General features: G+C 68.6%; 17 protein-coding genes. 8 read left to right on the plus strand and 9 right to left on the minus strand.

The window, feature by feature from the left end; translation table 11 throughout:
- Together dnaA and G3A44_RS06590 are read left to right on the plus strand one after the other, a co-directional pair.
- Positions 1-1230: chromosomal replication initiator protein DnaA (dnaA, locus tag G3A44_RS06585; protein ID WP_239061740.1), on the plus strand; the 1230-nt coding region annotated here is incomplete at its 5' end.
- A gap of 63 nt (positions 1231-1293) precedes the next feature.
- On the plus strand, positions 1294-1899 hold the full coding sequence (locus G3A44_RS06590) for a nitroreductase family protein (protein ID WP_163456724.1): 606 nt from the start codon (positions 1294-1296) through the stop codon (positions 1897-1899).
- Positions 1900-1915: 16 nt separating this feature from the next.
- Here G3A44_RS06590 and G3A44_RS06595 read toward each other — a convergent pair whose 3' ends face one another.
- The 5 genes from G3A44_RS06595 to G3A44_RS06615 all read right to left on the minus strand — a co-directional run bounded on the left by G3A44_RS06595 (position 1916) and on the right by G3A44_RS06615 (position 7577).
- Positions 1916-2440: a pyridoxamine 5'-phosphate oxidase family protein gene (locus tag G3A44_RS06595; RefSeq protein WP_163456725.1), complete on the minus strand. Its 525-nt coding sequence runs from the start codon at positions 2438-2440 to the stop codon at positions 1916-1918.
- 52 nt (positions 2441-2492) lie between these two features.
- On the minus strand, positions 2493-3521 hold the full coding sequence (locus tag G3A44_RS06600) for a sulfate/molybdate ABC transporter ATP-binding protein (protein ID WP_163456726.1): 1029 nt from the start codon (positions 3519-3521) through the stop codon (positions 2493-2495).
- Positions 3518-4405, minus strand: a complete 888-nt coding sequence (gene cysW / locus G3A44_RS06605) for a sulfate ABC transporter permease subunit CysW (protein ID WP_163456727.1) — start codon at positions 4403-4405, stop codon at positions 3518-3520. Before cysW ends, G3A44_RS06600 begins: the two co-directional genes overlap by 4 nt.
- A gap of 4 nt (positions 4406-4409) precedes the next feature.
- Positions 4410-5234: a sulfate ABC transporter permease subunit CysT gene (gene cysT / locus G3A44_RS06610; RefSeq protein ID WP_163456728.1), complete on the minus strand. Its 825-nt coding sequence runs from the start codon at positions 5232-5234 to the stop codon at positions 4410-4412.
- Between the two features lie 123 nt (positions 5235-5357).
- Positions 5358-7577 carry a glycoside hydrolase family 3 protein gene (locus G3A44_RS06615; RefSeq protein WP_163456729.1) on the minus strand — a complete coding sequence of 740 codons (2220 nt, stop codon included), beginning with the start codon at positions 7575-7577 and terminating at the stop codon, positions 5358-5360.
- A 122-nt stretch (positions 7578-7699) separates the two neighbouring features.
- Between G3A44_RS06615 and G3A44_RS06620 the strand changes: the two genes are divergently transcribed.
- The 4 genes from G3A44_RS06620 to G3A44_RS06635 all read left to right on the plus strand — a co-directional run bounded on the left by G3A44_RS06620 (position 7700) and on the right by G3A44_RS06635 (position 11241).
- Positions 7700-8635, plus strand: coding sequence for a LysR family transcriptional regulator (locus tag G3A44_RS06620; protein WP_163456730.1), 936 nt, complete (start codon positions 7700-7702; stop codon positions 8633-8635).
- Positions 8632-10062 carry an ATP-dependent RNA helicase DbpA gene (gene dbpA / locus G3A44_RS06625; RefSeq protein WP_239061741.1) on the plus strand — a complete coding sequence of 477 codons (1431 nt, stop codon included), beginning with the start codon at positions 8632-8634 and terminating at the stop codon, positions 10060-10062. The genes G3A44_RS06620 and dbpA overlap by 4 nt, the downstream gene beginning before the upstream one ends.
- A 2-nt stretch (positions 10063-10064) precedes the next feature.
- A complete protein-coding gene (locus G3A44_RS06630; protein WP_163456731.1) occupies positions 10065-10469 on the plus strand; it encodes a translation initiation factor Sui1 in 405 nt (134 codons plus the stop codon).
- Between the two features lie 136 nt (positions 10470-10605).
- The gene (locus tag G3A44_RS06635) at positions 10606-11241 is read left to right on the plus strand and encodes an SGNH/GDSL hydrolase family protein (RefSeq protein ID WP_163456732.1); all 636 of its coding nucleotides are present in this window, start codon (positions 10606-10608) and stop codon (positions 11239-11241) included.
- Positions 11242-11258: 17 nt separating this feature from the next.
- Here G3A44_RS06635 and G3A44_RS06640 read toward each other — a convergent pair whose 3' ends face one another.
- The 4 genes from G3A44_RS06640 to G3A44_RS06655 form a co-directional block, all read right to left on the minus strand.
- On the minus strand, positions 11259-12290 hold the full coding sequence (locus G3A44_RS06640) for a sulfate ABC transporter substrate-binding protein (protein WP_163456733.1): 1032 nt from the start codon (positions 12288-12290) through the stop codon (positions 11259-11261).
- A 148-nt stretch (positions 12291-12438) separates the two neighbouring features.
- The gene (locus tag G3A44_RS06645) at positions 12439-13512 is read right to left on the minus strand and encodes a sulfate ABC transporter substrate-binding protein (protein WP_163456734.1); all 1074 of its coding nucleotides are present in this window, start codon (positions 13510-13512) and stop codon (positions 12439-12441) included.
- A 31-nt stretch (positions 13513-13543) separates the two neighbouring features.
- Positions 13544-13762, minus strand: coding sequence for a TOBE domain-containing protein (locus G3A44_RS06650; RefSeq protein ID WP_163456735.1), 219 nt, complete (start codon positions 13760-13762; stop codon positions 13544-13546).
- 52 nt (positions 13763-13814) lie between these two features.
- The gene (locus G3A44_RS06655) at positions 13815-14093 is read right to left on the minus strand and encodes a hypothetical protein (protein WP_163456736.1); all 279 of its coding nucleotides are present in this window, start codon (positions 14091-14093) and stop codon (positions 13815-13817) included.
- Positions 14094-14326: 233 nt separating this feature from the next.
- Between G3A44_RS06655 and G3A44_RS06660 the strand changes: the two genes are divergently transcribed.
- Together G3A44_RS06660 and dnaN are read left to right on the plus strand one after the other, a co-directional pair.
- Positions 14327-15271: a CysB family HTH-type transcriptional regulator gene (locus G3A44_RS06660; RefSeq protein WP_163456737.1), complete on the plus strand. Its 945-nt coding sequence runs from the start codon at positions 14327-14329 to the stop codon at positions 15269-15271.
- A 125-nt stretch (positions 15272-15396) separates the two neighbouring features.
- On the plus strand, positions 15397-16515 hold the full coding sequence (dnaN, locus tag G3A44_RS06665) for a DNA polymerase III subunit beta (RefSeq protein WP_163456738.1): 1119 nt from the start codon (positions 15397-15399) through the stop codon (positions 16513-16515).
- Positions 16516-16532 lie beyond the last annotated feature (17 nt).

A 16532-nucleotide genomic window follows, 5' to 3' on the forward strand; every position in this document is an offset into this window, starting at 1 on the left:
GTGCCGGTACCCGCCGCGCGGACCCGCAAGACGGTGCATCAGCTGGCCGAGGAGGCCGCCGCCCGCCTGGCCGAACGTGCCGCACGCCAAGCCAGCGATGCCGCCGCGCAGACCACCCGCCAGGTGGCCCGCGCCGTCGCCCCGCAGGCCAGCGCCGTCCCCGCGCCGGCCCCTGCGCCCACGTCCCGGCTGGGCACCGCCCAGGCGCCGCGCCTGAACATCCGGCCCGAGCTGAGTTTTGACACCCTGGTCCCCGGCCGCGCCAACCAGATGGCCCGCACCGCTGCCCTGCACGTGGCCGGTGCACCGGGCGTGACCTACAACCCGCTGTTCATTTACGGCGGGGTGGGCCTGGGCAAGACGCACCTGGTGCATGCTGTGGGCAATGCCCTGCTCAAGGACAACCCGCAGGCACGGGTGCTGTACCTGCACGCCGAGCAGTTCATCTCCGACGTGGTGAAGAACTACCAGCGCAAGACCTTTGACGAGCTCAAGGCCAAGTACCACCAGCTGGACCTGCTGCTGATCGACGACGTGCAGTTCTTCGCGGGCAAGGAGCGCACCCAGGAGGAGTTCTTCAACGCCTTCGAGGCCCTGCTGGCCAAGGGTGCACACATCATCATGACCAGCGACACCTACCCCAAGGGGCTGGTGGACATCGACCAGCGGCTGACCAGCCGCTTCGACTCGGGCCTGACCGTGGCCATCGAGCCGCCCGAGCTGGAGATGCGGGTGGCCATCCTGCTGGCCAAGGCCCGCCAGGAAGGCGCGGGGCTGCCCGAGGATGTGGCGTTCTTCGTGGCCAAGAACGTGCGCGCCAATGTGCGCGAGCTGGAGGGGGCACTGCGCAAGGTGCTGGCCTACGCCCGCTTCAGCCACAAGGAAATCACCATCGCCCTGGCGCGCGAGGCGCTCAAGGACCTGCTGTCCATCCAGAACCGGCAGATCTCGGTGGAGAACATCCAGAAGACGGTGGCGGACTTCTACAAGATCAAGATCGCCGACATGTACAGCAAGAAGCGTCCGGCCAGCATCGCCCGCCCGCGCCAGATCGCCATGTACCTGGCCAAGGAGCTGACCCAGAAGAGCCTGCCGGAGATCGGCGAGCTCTTCGGCGGCCGCGACCACACCACGGTGCTGCACGCGGTGCGCAAGATCGGTGGCGAGCGGCAGAAGGACACCGAGCTCAACCAGCAGTTGCATGTGCTGGAGCAGACGCTCAAGGGCTGATCTCGTCGCCCTCATTCAAGGCGCTTGAATGGTGAACCGGAGGACCGGCCACACACTGCCGAGATGAGCACTCCCATCCCCTCCTCCCGCGTTCCCGGCTACCCGGCCGATCCCCTGTTCACCGGCCGCTGGTCGCCCCGCGCCTTCACCGGCGAGGCGATCCCGCTGGAGACCTTGATGACCTGCTTCGAGGCGGCCCGCTGGGCCCCCTCGGCCATGAACCACCAGCCCTGGCGCTTTGTCTACGGCCTGCGCGGCACGCCCGCCTTCGACGCCATCCTGGCCGGCCTGATGCCGATGAACCAGGCCTGGGCGCGCAACGCCTCGGCCCTGGTGGTGATGCTGGCCAAGACCACGGCCACCGCCCCGGGTCAGACCGAGGCCAAACCCAATGCCTGGCATGCCTTTGACGCCGGTGCCGCCTGGGCCAGCTTCGCGTTTCAGGCCTACCAGCTGGGCTGGATGACACACGGCATGGGCGGCTTTGTGGCCGACACCCTGCGCCCCAGCCTGGCGCTGCCGGAGGATGTGGCCATCCAGGCCGTGGTGGCCATTGGCAAGCAGGGCGACAAGTCCCAGTTGCCCGAGGCCCTGCAAGCCCGCGAACAACCCAGCCCGCGCAAGCCGCTGTCCGAGCTGGTGGCCGAAGGCCGCTGGACGCTGGGCTGAACCCGCGCCCGCAGGCCTAGACGCCTGTGGATAAGTCTGTGGCCAGGTTGCCGCCGAGGCCCAGTGGGGCCGTAGCGGCCACGGCCTGCCACTGGGCCGTCGTGAGTGAATGGGCCCGGCCAAAGCCCGCCACCAGGCGCACGCTGCGCACCTGCACGGCAAACAGGCCGAAATCCCCAAAGTTGAACAGGGGCGCCGCATCGGGCAACCGCGCCAGGTAGTCCGCCTGGGCAGCCTCGGCCTCCTCACTGCCCGGCGCCAAGGGCCGGGCCTGCCCGCTGAAGGCCGCGCGCGGCAAGGCCAGCGGCGTGTCGGCCATGTCCGGCAGCCCCTGCACCAGCAACGACACCGCCGGCTGCGCCAGCATGTCGGCGGTGTGGGTGGCCAGCCGGCTCACATGCAGCAGCAGCTCGCCGCTGGCGGGCCGCCAGGCAAACGGCACCATGGAGCTGGCAGGCGCACCCTGGTGCAGGGTGGCCAGCGCCGCCACGGGCTGGCGCGCCAGCAACTGGCGCAGGGGAAGGGTCACGGCGTTGTCCATGGCGTCAGTCTAGGCGCCAGGTGGCGACGCGGCCGCGCCCAGCGGTGGCGTCTCAGCCTGCCGAAGTGCCCACCGTGAAGCGAGTCACCCGGCGCGGCCGCAAGTGGGCCACCTGGCCCGGGGCCAGCTTGAACTCGGCGCGCAGCGCCAGCCATTGGGCGCGGGGCAGTTCCACATCCACGGTGCTGCCGTCGTCATGGCGCTTGAACTCCAGGCGCGTGTTGGGACCCACCGTCAGGGTGTCGGCCAGCGTCACTGCCCAGGTGCCGTCGCCGGGCTGGGCCACGATGTCCAACTCGTGCGGGCGCACATAACTCACCTCTTCACCCGGCGCATGGTCGGCGCGGGCGTGAAACAGGTTCACATCGCCCAGGAACTTCAGCACGAAGGGTGTGGCCGGGTGGTCGTAGACCTCGTCGGGGCTGCCTTCTTGCTCGATGCGGCCCTCGTTCATCACCACGATGCGGTCGGCCACTTCCATGGCTTCTTCCTGGTCGTGGGTGACGAAGACGCTGGTCACGTGCATCTCGTCGTGCAGGCGGCGCAGCCAGCGGCGCAGCTCTTTGCGCACCTTGGCGTCCAGCGCGCCAAAGGGCTCGTCCAGCAGCAGCACCTTGGGCTCCACCGCCAAGGCGCGGGCCAGGGCCACGCGCTGACGCTGACCGCCGGAGAGCTGGTGGGGGTAGCGGTCAGCCAGCCAATCCAGCTGCACCAGCTTGAGCAGCTCCGTCACCTTGGCCTTGATCTGCGCGTCGCTGGGGCGGGTCTCGCGTGGGCGCACCCGCAGGCCAAAAGCCACGTTCTCGAAGATGCTCATGTGGCCGAACAGCGCGTAGTGCTGGAACACAAAACCGACGTTGCGCTCCCGCACATGGGTGTGGGTGGCGTCTTCGCCGTGGAACAGCACGCTGCCGCTGTCGGGCTGCTCCAGACCGGCAATCATGCGCAGCAGTGTGGTCTTGCCCGAGCCCGAGGGGCCCAGCAGGGCCACCAGTTCGCCCGAGGGGATGGTGAGGTTGAGCTGGTTGCACACCGCCAGCGAGCCGTAGCGCTTGACCAGGTTGCGGACTTCGATGCTCATGCGGATTCCTTCTTCATGCGTTGCTCGACCAGGTACTTGAGCACCAGCGTCACCAGGGCCAGCCCGGCCAGCAGTGAGGCCACGGCGAAGGCCGCCGCAAACTGGTACTCGTTGTAGAGGATCTCGATGTGCAGCGGCAGCGTGTTGGTCTGGCCGCGGATGTGGCCCGAGACCACGCTGACGGCACCAAACTCGCCCATGGCGCGGGCGTTGCACAAGATCACGCCGTAGAGCAAGGCCCACTTCACGTTGGGCAGCGTGACGCGCCAGAAGGTCTGCCAGCCGCTGGCGCCCAGCACGCGGGCAGCCTCTTCCTGCTCCTGGCCTTGGGCCTGCATCAGCGGAATCAGCTCCCGGGCCACGAAGGGAAAGGTGACGAACACCGTGGCCAGCACGATGCCCGGCACGGCGAAGACGATCTTCAGGTCGTGGTCACGCAGCCATTCACCCCACCAGCCTTGCAGGCCGAACACCAGCATGTAGATCAGGCCGGCGATGACCGGGCTGACCGAGAACGGCAGGTCGATGAGCGTGAGCAGCACGTTCTTGCCGCGGAACTCGAACTTGGCGATGGCCCAGGCTGCCGCCACGCCAAACACCAGGTTCAAGGGCACGGCAATCAGCGCGGCGATGAAGGTGAGCTTCAGGGCGGAGAGCGCATCCTCCTCGACGATGGCCGCCAGGTACACCTGCCAGCCCTTTTTGAACGCCTCCACGAACACGGCAATCAGCGGTGTGAACAAGAACAGCGAGAGGAACAGCAGCGCCCCGGCGATCAGCAGCCGGCGCACCCACGCGGGCTCCTGCGTGGCGGCCAAGGCCGAGCGGGGCGCCACGCCGGCACGCGGCGCAGGAGCAGGCAAAGGAGCGGTGGTGGCAGTCATGGGGTCAACGCTTTCTGGCCCAGGCTTGGAGCAAATTGATGCTGAGAAGCAGCGTGAAGGCGATCACCAGCATCACGGTGGCGATGGCGGTGGCTCCGGCGTAGTCGTACTGCTCCAGCTTGGTGATGATGAGCAGCGGCGTGATCTCGCTGACCATGGGCATGTTGCCGGCGATGAAGATCACCGAGCCGTACTCGCCCAATGCCCGCGCAAAGGCCAGCGCAAAGCCGGTGAGCAGCGCCGGCAGCAGCGTGGGCAGGATCACCAGGCGGAAGGTTTGCCAGCGGCTGGCGCCGAGCGTCGCGGCGGCTTCCTCCAACTCCTTGTGCAGGTCTTCCAGGATGGGCTGCACCGTGCGCACCACAAAGGGCAGGCCGATGAAGGTGAGCGCCACGAACACGCCGATGGGCGTGAAAGCCACCTTGAACGGCAGCACCGAACCGATCCAGCCGTTCTGCGCGTACAGCGCCGTCAACGCGATGCCGGCCACCGCCGTGGGCAGGGCGAAAGGCAGGTCCACCAGCGCATCGACGATGCGCTTGAACGGAAAGGGGTAACGCACCAGCACCCAGGCCACCAGCAGGCCGAACACGCCATTGAGCAGCGCGGCGGCCAGTGAGGCCCCAAAGGTGAGTCGGTAGCTGGCCACCACCCGCTCAGAGAACGCCGCAGCCACAAAACCCTCCCAGCTCAACGTGAAGGTCTTGAGGAACACCGCGGAGAGCGGGATCAGCACGATCAGGCTCAGGTACAGCACGGCAAAACCCAGCGACAGGTCGAAGCCGGGCAGCACGGTGTGGCGTTTGAGCAGGGTTTTGGACAGCAGCATGGCGCCGGATGCTAGGCAGCGGCCCCCTGGTCACGAACGAAGCAAAACGCGCATGCTTATGCGCCGATCAACGAAGAAGGGGCCCAACGGCCCCTTCTTGTTGGCGTAGCCGGCTGGCGGCGCTCAATAGCTCAAACCAAAGCCATAGGGGTAGAGCGTGTCGGCCGCCGGGTAGCCGGGGGCGTCGGGTTGGTTGTCTTGCACCGCCTGCAGGGTTTTGGCCAAGGCGAATGGCAGCTTGCCCTGGGGCTTGAACTTGCCGGTGAGCACCTCCATCAGCGCCACGTCGCTGACCCCGAAGGTGGCCACGATGGCACCCGCGTTGCGCAGGCCGCTGGCCTCGTCCAGCACATAGGGCTGGCGGAAGTAGATGGCCAGCACGGTGTTCTTGGCGCCCACCTCGTTCATCACGGCCTGGATGTCAGACAAGGAAGGCGAGACCTTCCACGACTGGGCGGCGGCCATGGTGGTGAACGAGAGCTGGCCCGCTTCCCACGGGAAGGCGCCACCAAAGATCAGGCCGGCATCGTCCACGCAGGTCGGGTTCTGGGCGGCATGGGTCACGCACGGGTCCTCGGCGCCCCACACCTGGCCGGTGCGCGGATTGAGGTAGGTCGGATCCGCCCCGGTGGTGGCGCCTTTGCTGCGGTAGGCTGCCGTCACCGACACCGGGTTGGTGACCTGCACGCGGATCACCGCCACATCGTGGCCGGCCGCGCTGGGCCGGGTGCCGGGCGTGGTGGTGTTGCCATCGGTGACGGTGTAGCCATAAGCCTCCACATCGGTCTTGCCCATGCCCAGGGTGTAGACCTTCAGCCCGGTGGCCAGCGGCAAGCGGCGGGTGCTGCCTTCGGTGACGCTGTTTTGCAGCAGCACGATGGACTGTTTTTGCACCAGCTGGCCCTTGGCGCGGTGCGCGGCGCTGCCAATCACCGCGTCCACCTGCGTCACGTCCACATACGGGTTCTCGAACAGGCCGAGCTTGAACTGCTCGGTCAGCAGGCGGCCGGCGGCCTCGGTGATGCGCGCTTCGCTCAACAAGCCTGCGCCCACCAGGTCGGTGAGGGTCTGGTTGCTGCTGAAGCCCGAGAGCACGTCCACCCCGGCGTTGACGGCGGCCGCCACCCGCTGCGGCACGGTCTGGCCTTCCAGGCCCCAGGCGCGGTCGTTGATGATGCCGGTGTCGGAGTTCACATAGCCCTGGAAGCCGAGCTTGCCGCGCAGCAAGTCGGTGACGATCTGCTTGTTGAAGGCAAAACCGGTCTGGTCGTAGGTCACGCCTTCGTAGGTCACGCTGATGGGCACGCCGTAATAGGGCATGACCGAGGACACGCCCGCGTTGATGGCCGCCATGAAGGGCTTGAGGTGCTCGCCAAAGCGGCCGCCGGGGTAGACCTGCTGCTTGCCAAACGAATAGTGCGGGTCCAGGCCCTGCTCTTGCGGCCCGCCACCGGGGAAGTGCTTCATGGTCAGGGCCACGGCGGTTTTGTCGCTCACCGGCCCACCCTGCAGGCCTTGCACCAGCGCGGTCATGATGCGGGCGTTCAGGTCGGCGTCTTCGGTGAAGGTTTCGGAGACGCGGTACCAGCGCGGCTCGGTGGCCAGGTCGGCCATGTAGGCATAAGCGCCACGCAGGCCCACGGCACGCCACTCGGCCGCCATCACCTCGGTCAGGGCCTGCACGGGCGCCATGTCCCCCGTGCCCAGGGCGGCCGCCGCCATGCCCGCCTCCCGAGGAAATTCGGTGAACGCCCCGGCCGCGGCCGAGATGCCAAAGCGCGGGTCGTTGTTGTAGTGGTTGCGGGCGTTGTCCTTGAACAGCACCGGAATGCCCAGCGGCTCAGCCTCCGCCAGGGCCTGCACGGCGTTGGCAAAACCCGCCAACTGCGCGGGCGTGACGGTGAAACCGCTCCGCCCTGCCGAGCCACTGCAGTCACTGGCCGTGGCGTTGGCCGCGTTGCGCAGGATGAAGCGGCGCATCTGCTGGGTTTGCACAAAGTTCGCAGCGCTGGTGCCGTCGGTGGCCCCGGCACAGCCGGCGTTCAGGGTGTCGATCAACATCAGCCCGGCTTTTTGCTGCAGGCTCATGCGCGCCAGCAGGTCAGCCACACGGGCCTGGGCCGACAAGCGCCAGTCCTCATACGGGTCGAGCTGGCCGTTGCCATTGGCATCGCGGAAATGGTGGCCGTCTCGGCTGATCACAGCTTTGCTGCGCACGCCCAGCGTAGGCTGTGTCAAAGGGGCGTCGCTGTTGCTGCCCAAGCAGCCCGCCAGCGCCAGGGCCGACAGGCCCAGCACGCCGGCGCCAGCAGCCGCACCCAGGCGCGGATGGGGGGTGGTCATGGTGTTTGTCTCCTCGTTGCGGCCTCGACCGGGCCGTGACACGGGCAGTCTGCAGACGATAGTCACCAAAATCCAATGCTTGTTTTCCGGCCACTTGATACCTTTTCCGTAAGATGTGGCACATGGACTTGCGCCAACTCACCTACTTCATGGCCGTGGCCGACACCCAGCACCTGGGGCGGGCGGCCGAGAAACTGCACCTGTCGCAACCGCCGCTGACCCGGCAGATTCAGCAGCTGGAAGCCGAGCTGGGCGTGCAGCTGTTCAAGCGCACCCCACGCGGCATGAGCCTGACGGCGGCCGGCGAGGCCCTGGCGCACGACGCCCGCAACATCCACAGCCTGGTGGCCCAGGCCGCCGAACGGGCCCAACGGGCGGGCCAGGGCCAGGTGGGCCGGCTGGACGTGGGCGTGTATGGCTCAGCCGTGTTTGGCGTGGTGCCCCAGGTGCTGCAGGCCTTTGCCCAACGCCACCCCGAGGTGGAGCTGGTGCTGCACCACGCCCAAACCCCGCTGCAGCTGCCAGCGCTGCGCCAAGGCCGGGTGCAACTGGTGTTTGAGCGCCTGCTGCCCGAGGTAGACGAGATTGCCGTGGTGCCCGTGGCCCGCGAGCCCGTGCTGCTGGGTCTGGCGGCTCACCACCCGCTGTCCGCCCAGGCCGAGGTGGACGTGGCCGAGCTGCGCGACGAAACGCTCATCGTGGGCTCCTCGCCCGCCATCACCGCCATGACGCTGCAACTGTGCCGCGCCCACGGCTTTGTGCCCCGGCTGAGCACGCCCAGCAGCGACATCGTCACCGCCACCGTGCTGGCCGCCACCGGCGCGGGGGTGACGCTGGTGCCGGGCTCGATGACCCAGGTGCAGATCCCGGGCATTGCCTACCGCCGCCTGCGCACGCTGCAGCCGGTGTCCATGGACCTGCACTGCTTCTACCTGCGCGACAACGACTCGCCGCTGCTGGCCGCGATGCTGCAGACCGTGCGGGAGTTCCGTGCGGGGCAAGCGTCCTGGTCCTTGTCCGACGGCGCCATGCCGCCCGGCACCGACAATGGCGCATGACCGAACCCCAAGACGCGCCCATCCCTGCGGCCTCAGACATGGCGAGCGACTTCGCCCGTCTGCCCCTGCCACCCGCCCAGCTGGCCAACCTGCAGGCCCTGGGTTACGAGCGCATGACGCCCATCCAAGCCGCCAGCCTGCCGCTGAGCCTGGCCGGGCACGACCTGATCGCCCAGGCCAAGACCGGCAGCGGCAAGACCGCCGCTTTTGGCCTGCCGCTGCTGGCCCGCCTGGAGGTGCGGCGCTTTGCCGTGCAGGCCCTGGTGCTGTGCCCCACCCGCGAGCTGGCCGACCAGGTGGCCGGCGAGCTGCGCCGCCTGGCCCGCGCTGAAGACAATGTGAAGGTGCTGACGCTGTGTGGCGGCAGCCCCATCCAGCCGCAGCTGGCCAGCCTGGCGCATGGCGCCCACCTCGTGGTGGGTACCCCCGGCCGCGTGCTGGACCACCTCAGCCGCGGCAGCCTGGACCTGGGCGCCCTGAACACCCTGGTGCTGGACGAGGCCGACCGCATGCTCGACATGGGCTTTGCCGACGACATCAAAGAGGTGCTGCGCCACTGCCCCGCGCAGCGCCAAACCCTGCTGTTCTCGGCCACCTACCCCGAAGGTGTGCAGGCCCTGGCCACGCGCTTCATGCGCCAGCCCAAGACCGTCACCCTCTCAGAGAAGACCCCCACCGGCGCGCACGCCCAGATCCGCCAGGTCTTCATTGAGGTGGCCGAGACCGAGCGCCTGCACGCGGTGGGCCTGCTGCTCAAGCACCACCGCCCGGTCAGCACCCTGGCTTTCTGCAACACCAAGCAGCAGTGCCGTGACCTGGTGGCCGTGCTGCAGGCCCAGGGCATGGCCGCGCTGGAGCTGCACGGCGACCTGGACCAGCGCGACCGTGACCAGGTGCTGGTGCGCTTTGCCAACCGCAGTTGCAGCGTGCTGGTGGCCACCGATGTGGCCGCCCGTGGCCTGGACATCGCCCAGCTGGAGGCGGTGATTAATGTGGACATCAGCCCCGAGGTGGAGGTGCACACCCACCGCATCGGCCGCACCGGCCGCGCCGGGCAGACCGGCCTGGCCGTGAGCTTGGCCAGCCTGGACGAAATGGGCCGCGTGGGCCGCATCGAGCACGCCCAGGGCTGGGCCTTCGAGTGGCAGCCGCTGGCCGAGCTGCAAGCCGCTGACAACGCCGCCCCGCTGCAGCCGCCGATGGTGACGCTGCAGATCCTGGGTGGCCGCAAAGAAAAAATCCGCCCCGGCGACCTGCTGGGCGCGCTGACCAAGGACCTGGGCTTCCCGGGCGACCAGATCGGCAAGATCAGCATCAACGACTTCAGCAGCTACGTGGCCGTGGCCCGCGAGATCGCGCCCCAGGCCCTGGCCGGGCTGAGCCGGGGCAAGGTCAAGGGCCGCTCGGTGAAAGTGCGGGCGCTCTGAGCATGTCCCGCGCCCCTCGCCCCAAGAGCGTCTCGGGCCTGAGCGGCCTGTCTTCGCTGGTGTACTCCACCGACAGCGGGCGTCTGTGCCCCGGCTGTGGACAAGCCCAGGCCCAGTGCGCCTGCGCCGCCCAGCAGGCCGAGGCCGCACTGGCTGCCCGCCGCGCCGCGGGTGTGGTCAAGGTGCAGCGCAGCAGCAAGGGCCGGGGCGGCAAGACCGTGAGCACCGTCAGCGGCGTGCCGCTGGACGAGGCCGGCCTGCAGGCCCTGGCCAAAACCCTCAAGGCCGCTTGCGGCACCGGCGGCACCGTCAAAGACGGCGTGATCGAGATCCAGGGCGACCATGTGGCCCAGCTCCTCACCCTGCTGGACGGGCGTGGCTGGACAGTGAAGCGCGCTGGCGGCTGAGCGCCCTGCGGCTTGGTCCGCTCGCGGCACTGCGGCCTTGTCCGCTTGCAGCACCACGGGCCCACCCGCTTGCCCTCGCAGCACCCCGGCCGCTACGCTGGGGCTCCTTTGGCAACGCAAGCAGGAGCCCTGGCCCATGCAGCACATCCTCGTCTACGGCGATTCCTTGTCCTGGGGCATCGTGCCCGGCACCCGCCAGCGCCTGCCCTTTGACCAGCGCTGGCCCGGCGTCATGGAAGGCGCGCTGCACACCCTGGGCCGCCGCGTGCGTGTGGCTGAAGACTGCATCAACGGCCGCCGCACCGTCTATGACGACCCGTACAAGCCCGGCCGGCGCGGCATCGACGGCCTGGCCCAGCGCATTGAGGCGCAATCGCCGCTGGCGCTGGTGGTGCTGATGCTGGGCACCAACGATTTCCAGTCCATGCACCCGCATACCGCCTGGCATGCGGCGGCGGGCGTGGCCGCGCTGGTGGGGGCCATCCGCACGGCCCCCATCGAGCCCGGCATGCCGGTGCCGCCCATCCTGGTGGTGGCGCCGCCGCCCATCGGCACACCGGCCGGGGCCATCGCGCCCAAGTTTGCCGGCGGGCAGCACAAGTGCGTGGGCTTGCCTGCGCTGCTGCAGGCGCAATGCGCCGAGCTGGGCTGCGCCTTCTTTGACGCCGGCCAGGTGGTCAGCAGCAGCCCCACCGATGGCGTGCACCTGGATGCCCCCGAGCACCACCGCCTGGGCCTGGCCCTGGCGGAAGTGGTGCGCACGCTGATCTAGGCGGGCCGCGGCCGGGTTCAGCGCTTGGTGTAGATCTGGTCGAACAGGCCGCCGTCGGCAAAGTGCGTCTTCTGCGCCTTGGCCCAGCCACCAAAGCTGTCATCGATGGTGAACAGCTTGATCTTCGGGAAGAACTTGTCGTACTGCGCGGCCACCTTGGGGTCGATCGGGCGGTAGTAGTTCTCGGCGGCGATCTTCTGGCCTTCGGGGCTGTAGAGGTGCTCCAGATAGGCCTGCGCCACGGCGCGGGTGCCCTTTTTGTCCACCACCTTGTCCACCAGCGCCACCGGCGGCTCGGCCAGGATGCTGACCGAGGGCACCACGATCTCGAACTTGTCCGGCCCCAGCTCCTTGACCGCCAGGAAGGCCTCGTTCTCCCAGGAGATCAGCACATCGCCCATGCCGCGCTCCACAAAGGTGGTGGTGGCGCCGCGGGCGCCGGAGTCCAGCACCGGCACGTTTTTGAACAAGGCGGTGACGAAAGCCTGGGCCTTGGCCTCGCTGCCGCCCGGCGCCTTCAGCGCGTAGCCCCAGGCCGCCAGGTAGTTCCAGCGCGCCCCCCCGGAGGTCTTGGGGTTGGGGGTGATGACGGCCACACCGGGCTTGACCAGGTCCGGCCAGTCCTTGATGGCCTTGGGGTTGCCCTTGCGCACCAGGAACACGATGGTCGAGGTGTAGGGGCTGCTGTTGTGCGGCAGGCGCTTTTGCCAGTCCGCCGGGATCAGCTTGGCTTTCTGGCCCAGCTCGTCAATGTCATAGGCCAGGGCCAGCGTCACCACGTCGGCGTCCAGGCCGTCAATGACCGAGCGCGCCTGCTTGCCCGAGCCCCCGTGGCTTTGCTTGACGGTGACTTTGTCGCCCGTCTTGGCCTGCCAGTGGGCAGCAAACGACTTGTTGAAGTCCTGGTACAGCTCGCGGGTGGGGTCGTAGCTGACGTTGAGCAGCGTCACGTCCTTGGCCTGAGCGGCGCTGGACACCCCCAGCAGGCCGGCCAACAACAAGGCGGCAGCACCGCGCAGGGCGCGATGGCGTGTCAGAAGGTGGGGCATGGTCATGTGTTCCTGAGGTGTGGGGCGAAGGCTGGACGACGTAGGCCCATTCTGGAAATCCTGGGGCCCGCGGCGCAACGAAGGCTTGTGGTGATGCTCATGCGGTTTGCGCATGTGGCGCCCCGGGCCGCAGCGCCCGAGTGACGGCTCAGAGCGCAGAAGGGCACAACATGCGCTGCCACTGCGCGTTGGCGGCATAGATCTGGTCGAAGAGGCCGTCCTCGCTGAAGTGCACCTTCTGGGCCTGACGCCAGCTGCCAAAGACCGCCGGCAAGTCGTGGAGCCGGACGCCAGGAAAGCGCGAGGCATATCGCGACGCCATCGCCGGCATCACCGGCCGGTAGAAGTTCTCGGCCACGATGCGCTGGCCCTCGTCGCTGTAGAGGTGCTCCAGATACGCCTGGGCCACGGCCCGGGTGCCACGGCGGTCCACCACCGCGTCCACCACGGCCACCGGCGGCTCGGCACGGATGCTGGACGACGGCACCACCACCTCAAAACGCCCCCGGGCACTGCGGTTCACGGCCAGCAGCGCCTCGTTCTCCCAGGCCAGCAGCACATCGCCGATGCCACGCTCAATGAAGGTCAGGGTCGAACCCCGGGCGCCTGTATCCATCACCGGCACGTTGCGCAGCAGCGCCGCCAGATAGGCCTTGGCGCCGGCCTCATTGCCGCCCGGCCGTCGCAGCGCGTGGGCCCAGGCCGCCAGGTAGTTCCAGCGGGCCCCGCCAGAACTCTTGGGGTTGGGGGTGATCACCTGCACACCGGGCTTGGCGAGGTCCTCCCAGTCCCGGATGCCCCGGGGGTTGCCCAGGCGCACCAGGAAGACGATGGTCGAGTAGTAAGGCGTGCTGCGGTGGGGCAGGCGGCCCTGCCAGTCCAGCGGCAGCAGGCGGGCGCGCTCGGCGATTTGGTCAATATCGGCCGAGAGTGCCAACGTGACCACATCCGCCTCGCGCCCCTCCACCACCGCGCGGGACTGGCGCCCCGAGCCCCCGTGCGACTGCTGCACCGTGACGCGGTCGCCGGTGCGGGCGCGCCAGTGCTCAGCAAAGGCCGCGTTGTATTGCTGGTACAGCTCGCGCGTGGGGTCGTAGGAAACGTTGAGCAGGCTGATCTCGCGGCCGGCCGCCCGGCTGACGCCGCAGGCAGCCCCGCCAACGGCCGCCGCCAGCCAACGCCGGCGCGCAAGATCGGTTCGGCGGGCCTCGTGTCGCGGCACGGCTGCCGGGGCAGGCCGCGCCGTGGGGTGGTCAGAGCGTGGCAATCGACACCTCGGTGGACTTGACCAGGGCCACCACGTCGCGCCCCACGCGCAGGCCCAGCTCGTGCACCGAGCGGGTGGTGATCACGGCCGTGACCTGCAGCCCGGAGGGCAGGAGCACGTCCACCTCCGAGACCACGGGGCCTTCAATGATTTCCTGGATGCGACCTTGAAACTGGTTGCGTGCGTTGACGGCAAGAAGACCCATGGCAATTTCTCCTGTGGAGGGGGTGGGGAAGATCGGGAAAGGGGCAAGGCGCTCAGCATGAAAGGCGGAAGCCCAGCGCCTCATCGGGGCGCTGGCGGGGCACGCAGGGCGGCACCGACACCTCCAGCAGCAGCTCCTGCCCGAAGGCATCACGCACCCGGGCGCTGCCGTGGGTGAGCAGTTGCCGGGCCAGCTCCTCGGGCGGGATGCGGCAACCCAGCACCCTCAGCTGGGCGGTAAGCCGGCTCAGCACGACGCTGTCGCGCCGCTCCAGCGATTGGCGCAGGGCCTGGCCGGTGGTGGGCAGTCGGAGGTGGGGCGTGGGGAACATGTGGCGGCTCCTGGTGCAGCGGGGCGGTGTGCGCCGCTGGGATGACGGGCATCGTCGGGCCGCCGCAGCGCCAACGGAAGGAACAAGACCGTCTGAGCTTGTGCGCCGAGCGCCTTATGCGCCGGGCGCCTTTGCATGTGCGTTTTGCGGCGTTGGCAAGGTGGCCGCCGGATCCACAGAATGTGGCCCTCCGACCCTGAATGCCTGCGGCCCCGCCGTGGACCGCCCCCACCATGAACTTCCAGCAACTGCGCGCCGTGCGCGAGGCCGTGCGCCGAGACTTCAACCTGACGGAGGTCGCCCTGGCCCTGCACACCTCACAGCCCGGGGTGAGCCGCCAGATCCGCGAGCTGGAGGAGGAGCTGGGGCTGGAGCTCTTCATCCGCTCGGGCAAGCGCCTGACCGGCCTGACCGCCGGCGGGCAGCGGGTGGTGCCCTGGGTGGAGCGCCTGCTGCTGGACGCCGAGAACCTGCACCGCGCCGGGCAGGACTTCCTGCATGGCGACAGCGGCACGTTGAGCATTGCGGCCACCCACTCGCAGGCGCGCTACGCCCTGCCCTCGGCGGTGCATGACTTCCGCACCACCCATCCCCAGGTGCAGTTCCAGCTGCACCAGGGCTCGCCGGTGCAGGTGGCGCAGATGCTGCTGAGCGGGGAAGCCGACATCGGCATCGCCTCGCACGAGCTGGCCGAGCATCCCGACCTGGTGGCCCTGCCCTGCTACCGCTGGACACACTCGGTGGTGGTGCCGCCAGGCCATGCGCTGCTGAACGCCCCACTCACGCTGGAGCGCCTGGCCGCACATCCGCTGATCACCTACGAGCAGGGCTACACCGGCCGCAGCAGCATCGACACGGCCTTTCGCCGCGCCGGGTTGCACCCGCAGGTGACGCTGACCGCCATGGATGCCGACGTCATCAAGACCTACGTGGGCCTGGGCCTGGGCGTGGGCCTCATCGCGGCCATCGCCTTTGACGAGGCCCGCGACGCCCCACTGCAGGCCCTGGACGCGCGCCAGCTCTTCCCCATCAACACCACCAGCGTGGCGGTGCGCCGTGGCGGCCTGCTGCGGGCCTTCGGTTACGACTTCATCCAGACCTTTGCCCCGCATCTGGACCGTGCGGCGGTCGAGACGGCACAGGCCGCACCGGCCAGCGTGGCGCAAGCCCCGCTCTGAGGCGCCGTTTGCCCACACGGGCGCCGGCCGTGGCCCCCTTTTTCAGCGAAAATGCACGATTGGGCACGCGGGCCCGTCCCTTGGGGCCGCGGCGTGGACCCTGCACTCCAGCGAAAGAGGAAGACATGATTGTTCTCAAGGCCGCGCAACAACAACTGCTGGGCGCTTTGCAGGCCGTCTCCGGCATCGTCGAGCGGCGTCACACCCTGCCCATCCTGGCCAATGTGCTGGTGCGCAAGACCGGCGAGAACATCGAGCTGACCACCTCCGATCTGGAGATCCAGGTACGCACCACGGCCACCCTGGGCGGTGACGCCGGCAGCTTTGCCACCACGGTGGGCGCCCGCAAGCTCATCGACATCCTGCGCACCCTGCCGGCGGACCAGACGGTCTCGCTGTCGGCCAGCGGCGCCAAGCTCACGCTGCAGGGCGGCAAGAGCCGCTTCACCCTGCAGAGCCTGCCGGCCGACGACTTCCCCCTGGTCAACGAGGCCGCCGACTTCGGTCCCGCTTTCAGCGTGCCGCAGAAGACGCTCAAGGGCCTGATCGACCAGGTGCACTTCGCCATGGCGGTGCACGACATCCGCTACTACCTCAACGGCATCCTGTTCGTGGCCGAGGGCAAGACCCTGACCCTGGTGGCCACCGACGGCAGCCGACTGGCCCTGGCGCAGGCCCAGCTGGCCTCCGACATCCCCAAGCAGGAGGTCATCCTGCCGCGCAAGACGGTGCTGGAGCTGATGCGCCTGCTCAAGGACGGCAAGGACGGCGCCGAGGAGGCCATCGAGCTGCGTTTTGCGCCCAACCAGGCCAAGTTCACCTTCTCGGGCCTGGAGTTCGTGACCAAGCTGGTCGAGGGCAAGTACCCCGACTACAACCGCGTCATCCCGCGCAACCACAAGAACATCATCGTCACCGGCCGGGCGCCGCTGCTGGCCAGCCTGCAGCGCGCCGCCATCCTGACCAGCGAGAAGTTCAAGGGCGTGCGCCTGTCCATCGAGCCGGGCGTGCTCAAGATCGCCTCCAGCAACGCCGAGCAGGAAGAGGCCAAGGAAGAGCTGGAGATCGACTACGACGGCCCCACCATCGACGTCGGCTTCAACGTCACCTACCTGATGGACGCGCTGTCCAACATCAGTGCCGAGATGGTGCGACTGGAAATGCACGACGGCAGCTCCGCCGCCCTGATCACCGTGCCGGAGCAGGAAGGCTTCAAGTACGTGGTCATGCCCATGCGGATCTGAGGCTGCCTTGCGCCTGA

The organism is Ideonella livida, assembly GCF_010499455.1.
Taxonomy (GTDB): domain Bacteria; phylum Pseudomonadota; class Gammaproteobacteria; order Burkholderiales; family Burkholderiaceae_C; genus Ideonella; species Ideonella livida.

Bases quoted from the DNA above. Each gene is read 5' to 3' on its own strand.
- G3A44_RS06620 (WP_163456730.1), top strand. From the start codon at position 7,700: ATGGACTTGCGCCAACTCACCTACTTCATGGCCGTGGCCGACACCCAG.
- G3A44_RS06590 (WP_163456724.1), top strand. From the start codon at position 1,294: ATGAGCACTCCCATCCCCTCCTCCCGCGTTCCCGGCTACCCGGCCGAT.
- dnaN (WP_163456738.1), top strand. From the start codon at position 15,397: ATGATTGTTCTCAAGGCCGCGCAACAACAACTGCTGGGCGCTTTGCAG.
- G3A44_RS06595 (WP_163456725.1), bottom strand. From the start codon at position 2,440: ATGGACAACGCCGTGACCCTTCCCCTGCGCCAGTTGCTGGCGCGCCAG.
- G3A44_RS06660 (WP_163456737.1), top strand. From the start codon at position 14,327: ATGAACTTCCAGCAACTGCGCGCCGTGCGCGAGGCCGTGCGCCGAGAC.
- G3A44_RS06655 (WP_163456736.1), bottom strand. From the start codon at position 14,093: ATGTTCCCCACGCCCCACCTCCGACTGCCCACCACCGGCCAGGCCCTG.
- G3A44_RS06640 (WP_163456733.1), bottom strand. From the start codon at position 12,290: ATGCCCCACCTTCTGACACGCCATCGCGCCCTGCGCGGTGCTGCCGCC.
- G3A44_RS06650 (WP_163456735.1), bottom strand. From the start codon at position 13,762: ATGGGTCTTCTTGCCGTCAACGCACGCAACCAGTTTCAAGGTCGCATC.
- G3A44_RS06600 (WP_163456726.1), bottom strand. From the start codon at position 3,521: ATGAGCATCGAAGTCCGCAACCTGGTCAAGCGCTACGGCTCGCTGGCG.
- G3A44_RS06615 (WP_163456729.1), bottom strand. From the start codon at position 7,577: ATGACCACCCCCCATCCGCGCCTGGGTGCGGCTGCTGGCGCCGGCGTG.
- G3A44_RS06635 (WP_163456732.1), top strand. From the start codon at position 10,606: ATGCAGCACATCCTCGTCTACGGCGATTCCTTGTCCTGGGGCATCGTG.
- dbpA (WP_239061741.1), top strand. From the start codon at position 8,632: ATGACCGAACCCCAAGACGCGCCCATCCCTGCGGCCTCAGACATGGCG.
- G3A44_RS06630 (WP_163456731.1), top strand. From the start codon at position 10,065: ATGTCCCGCGCCCCTCGCCCCAAGAGCGTCTCGGGCCTGAGCGGCCTG.
- cysT (WP_163456728.1), bottom strand. From the start codon at position 5,234: ATGCTGCTGTCCAAAACCCTGCTCAAACGCCACACCGTGCTGCCCGGC.
- cysW (WP_163456727.1), bottom strand. From the start codon at position 4,405: ATGACTGCCACCACCGCTCCTTTGCCTGCTCCTGCGCCGCGTGCCGGC.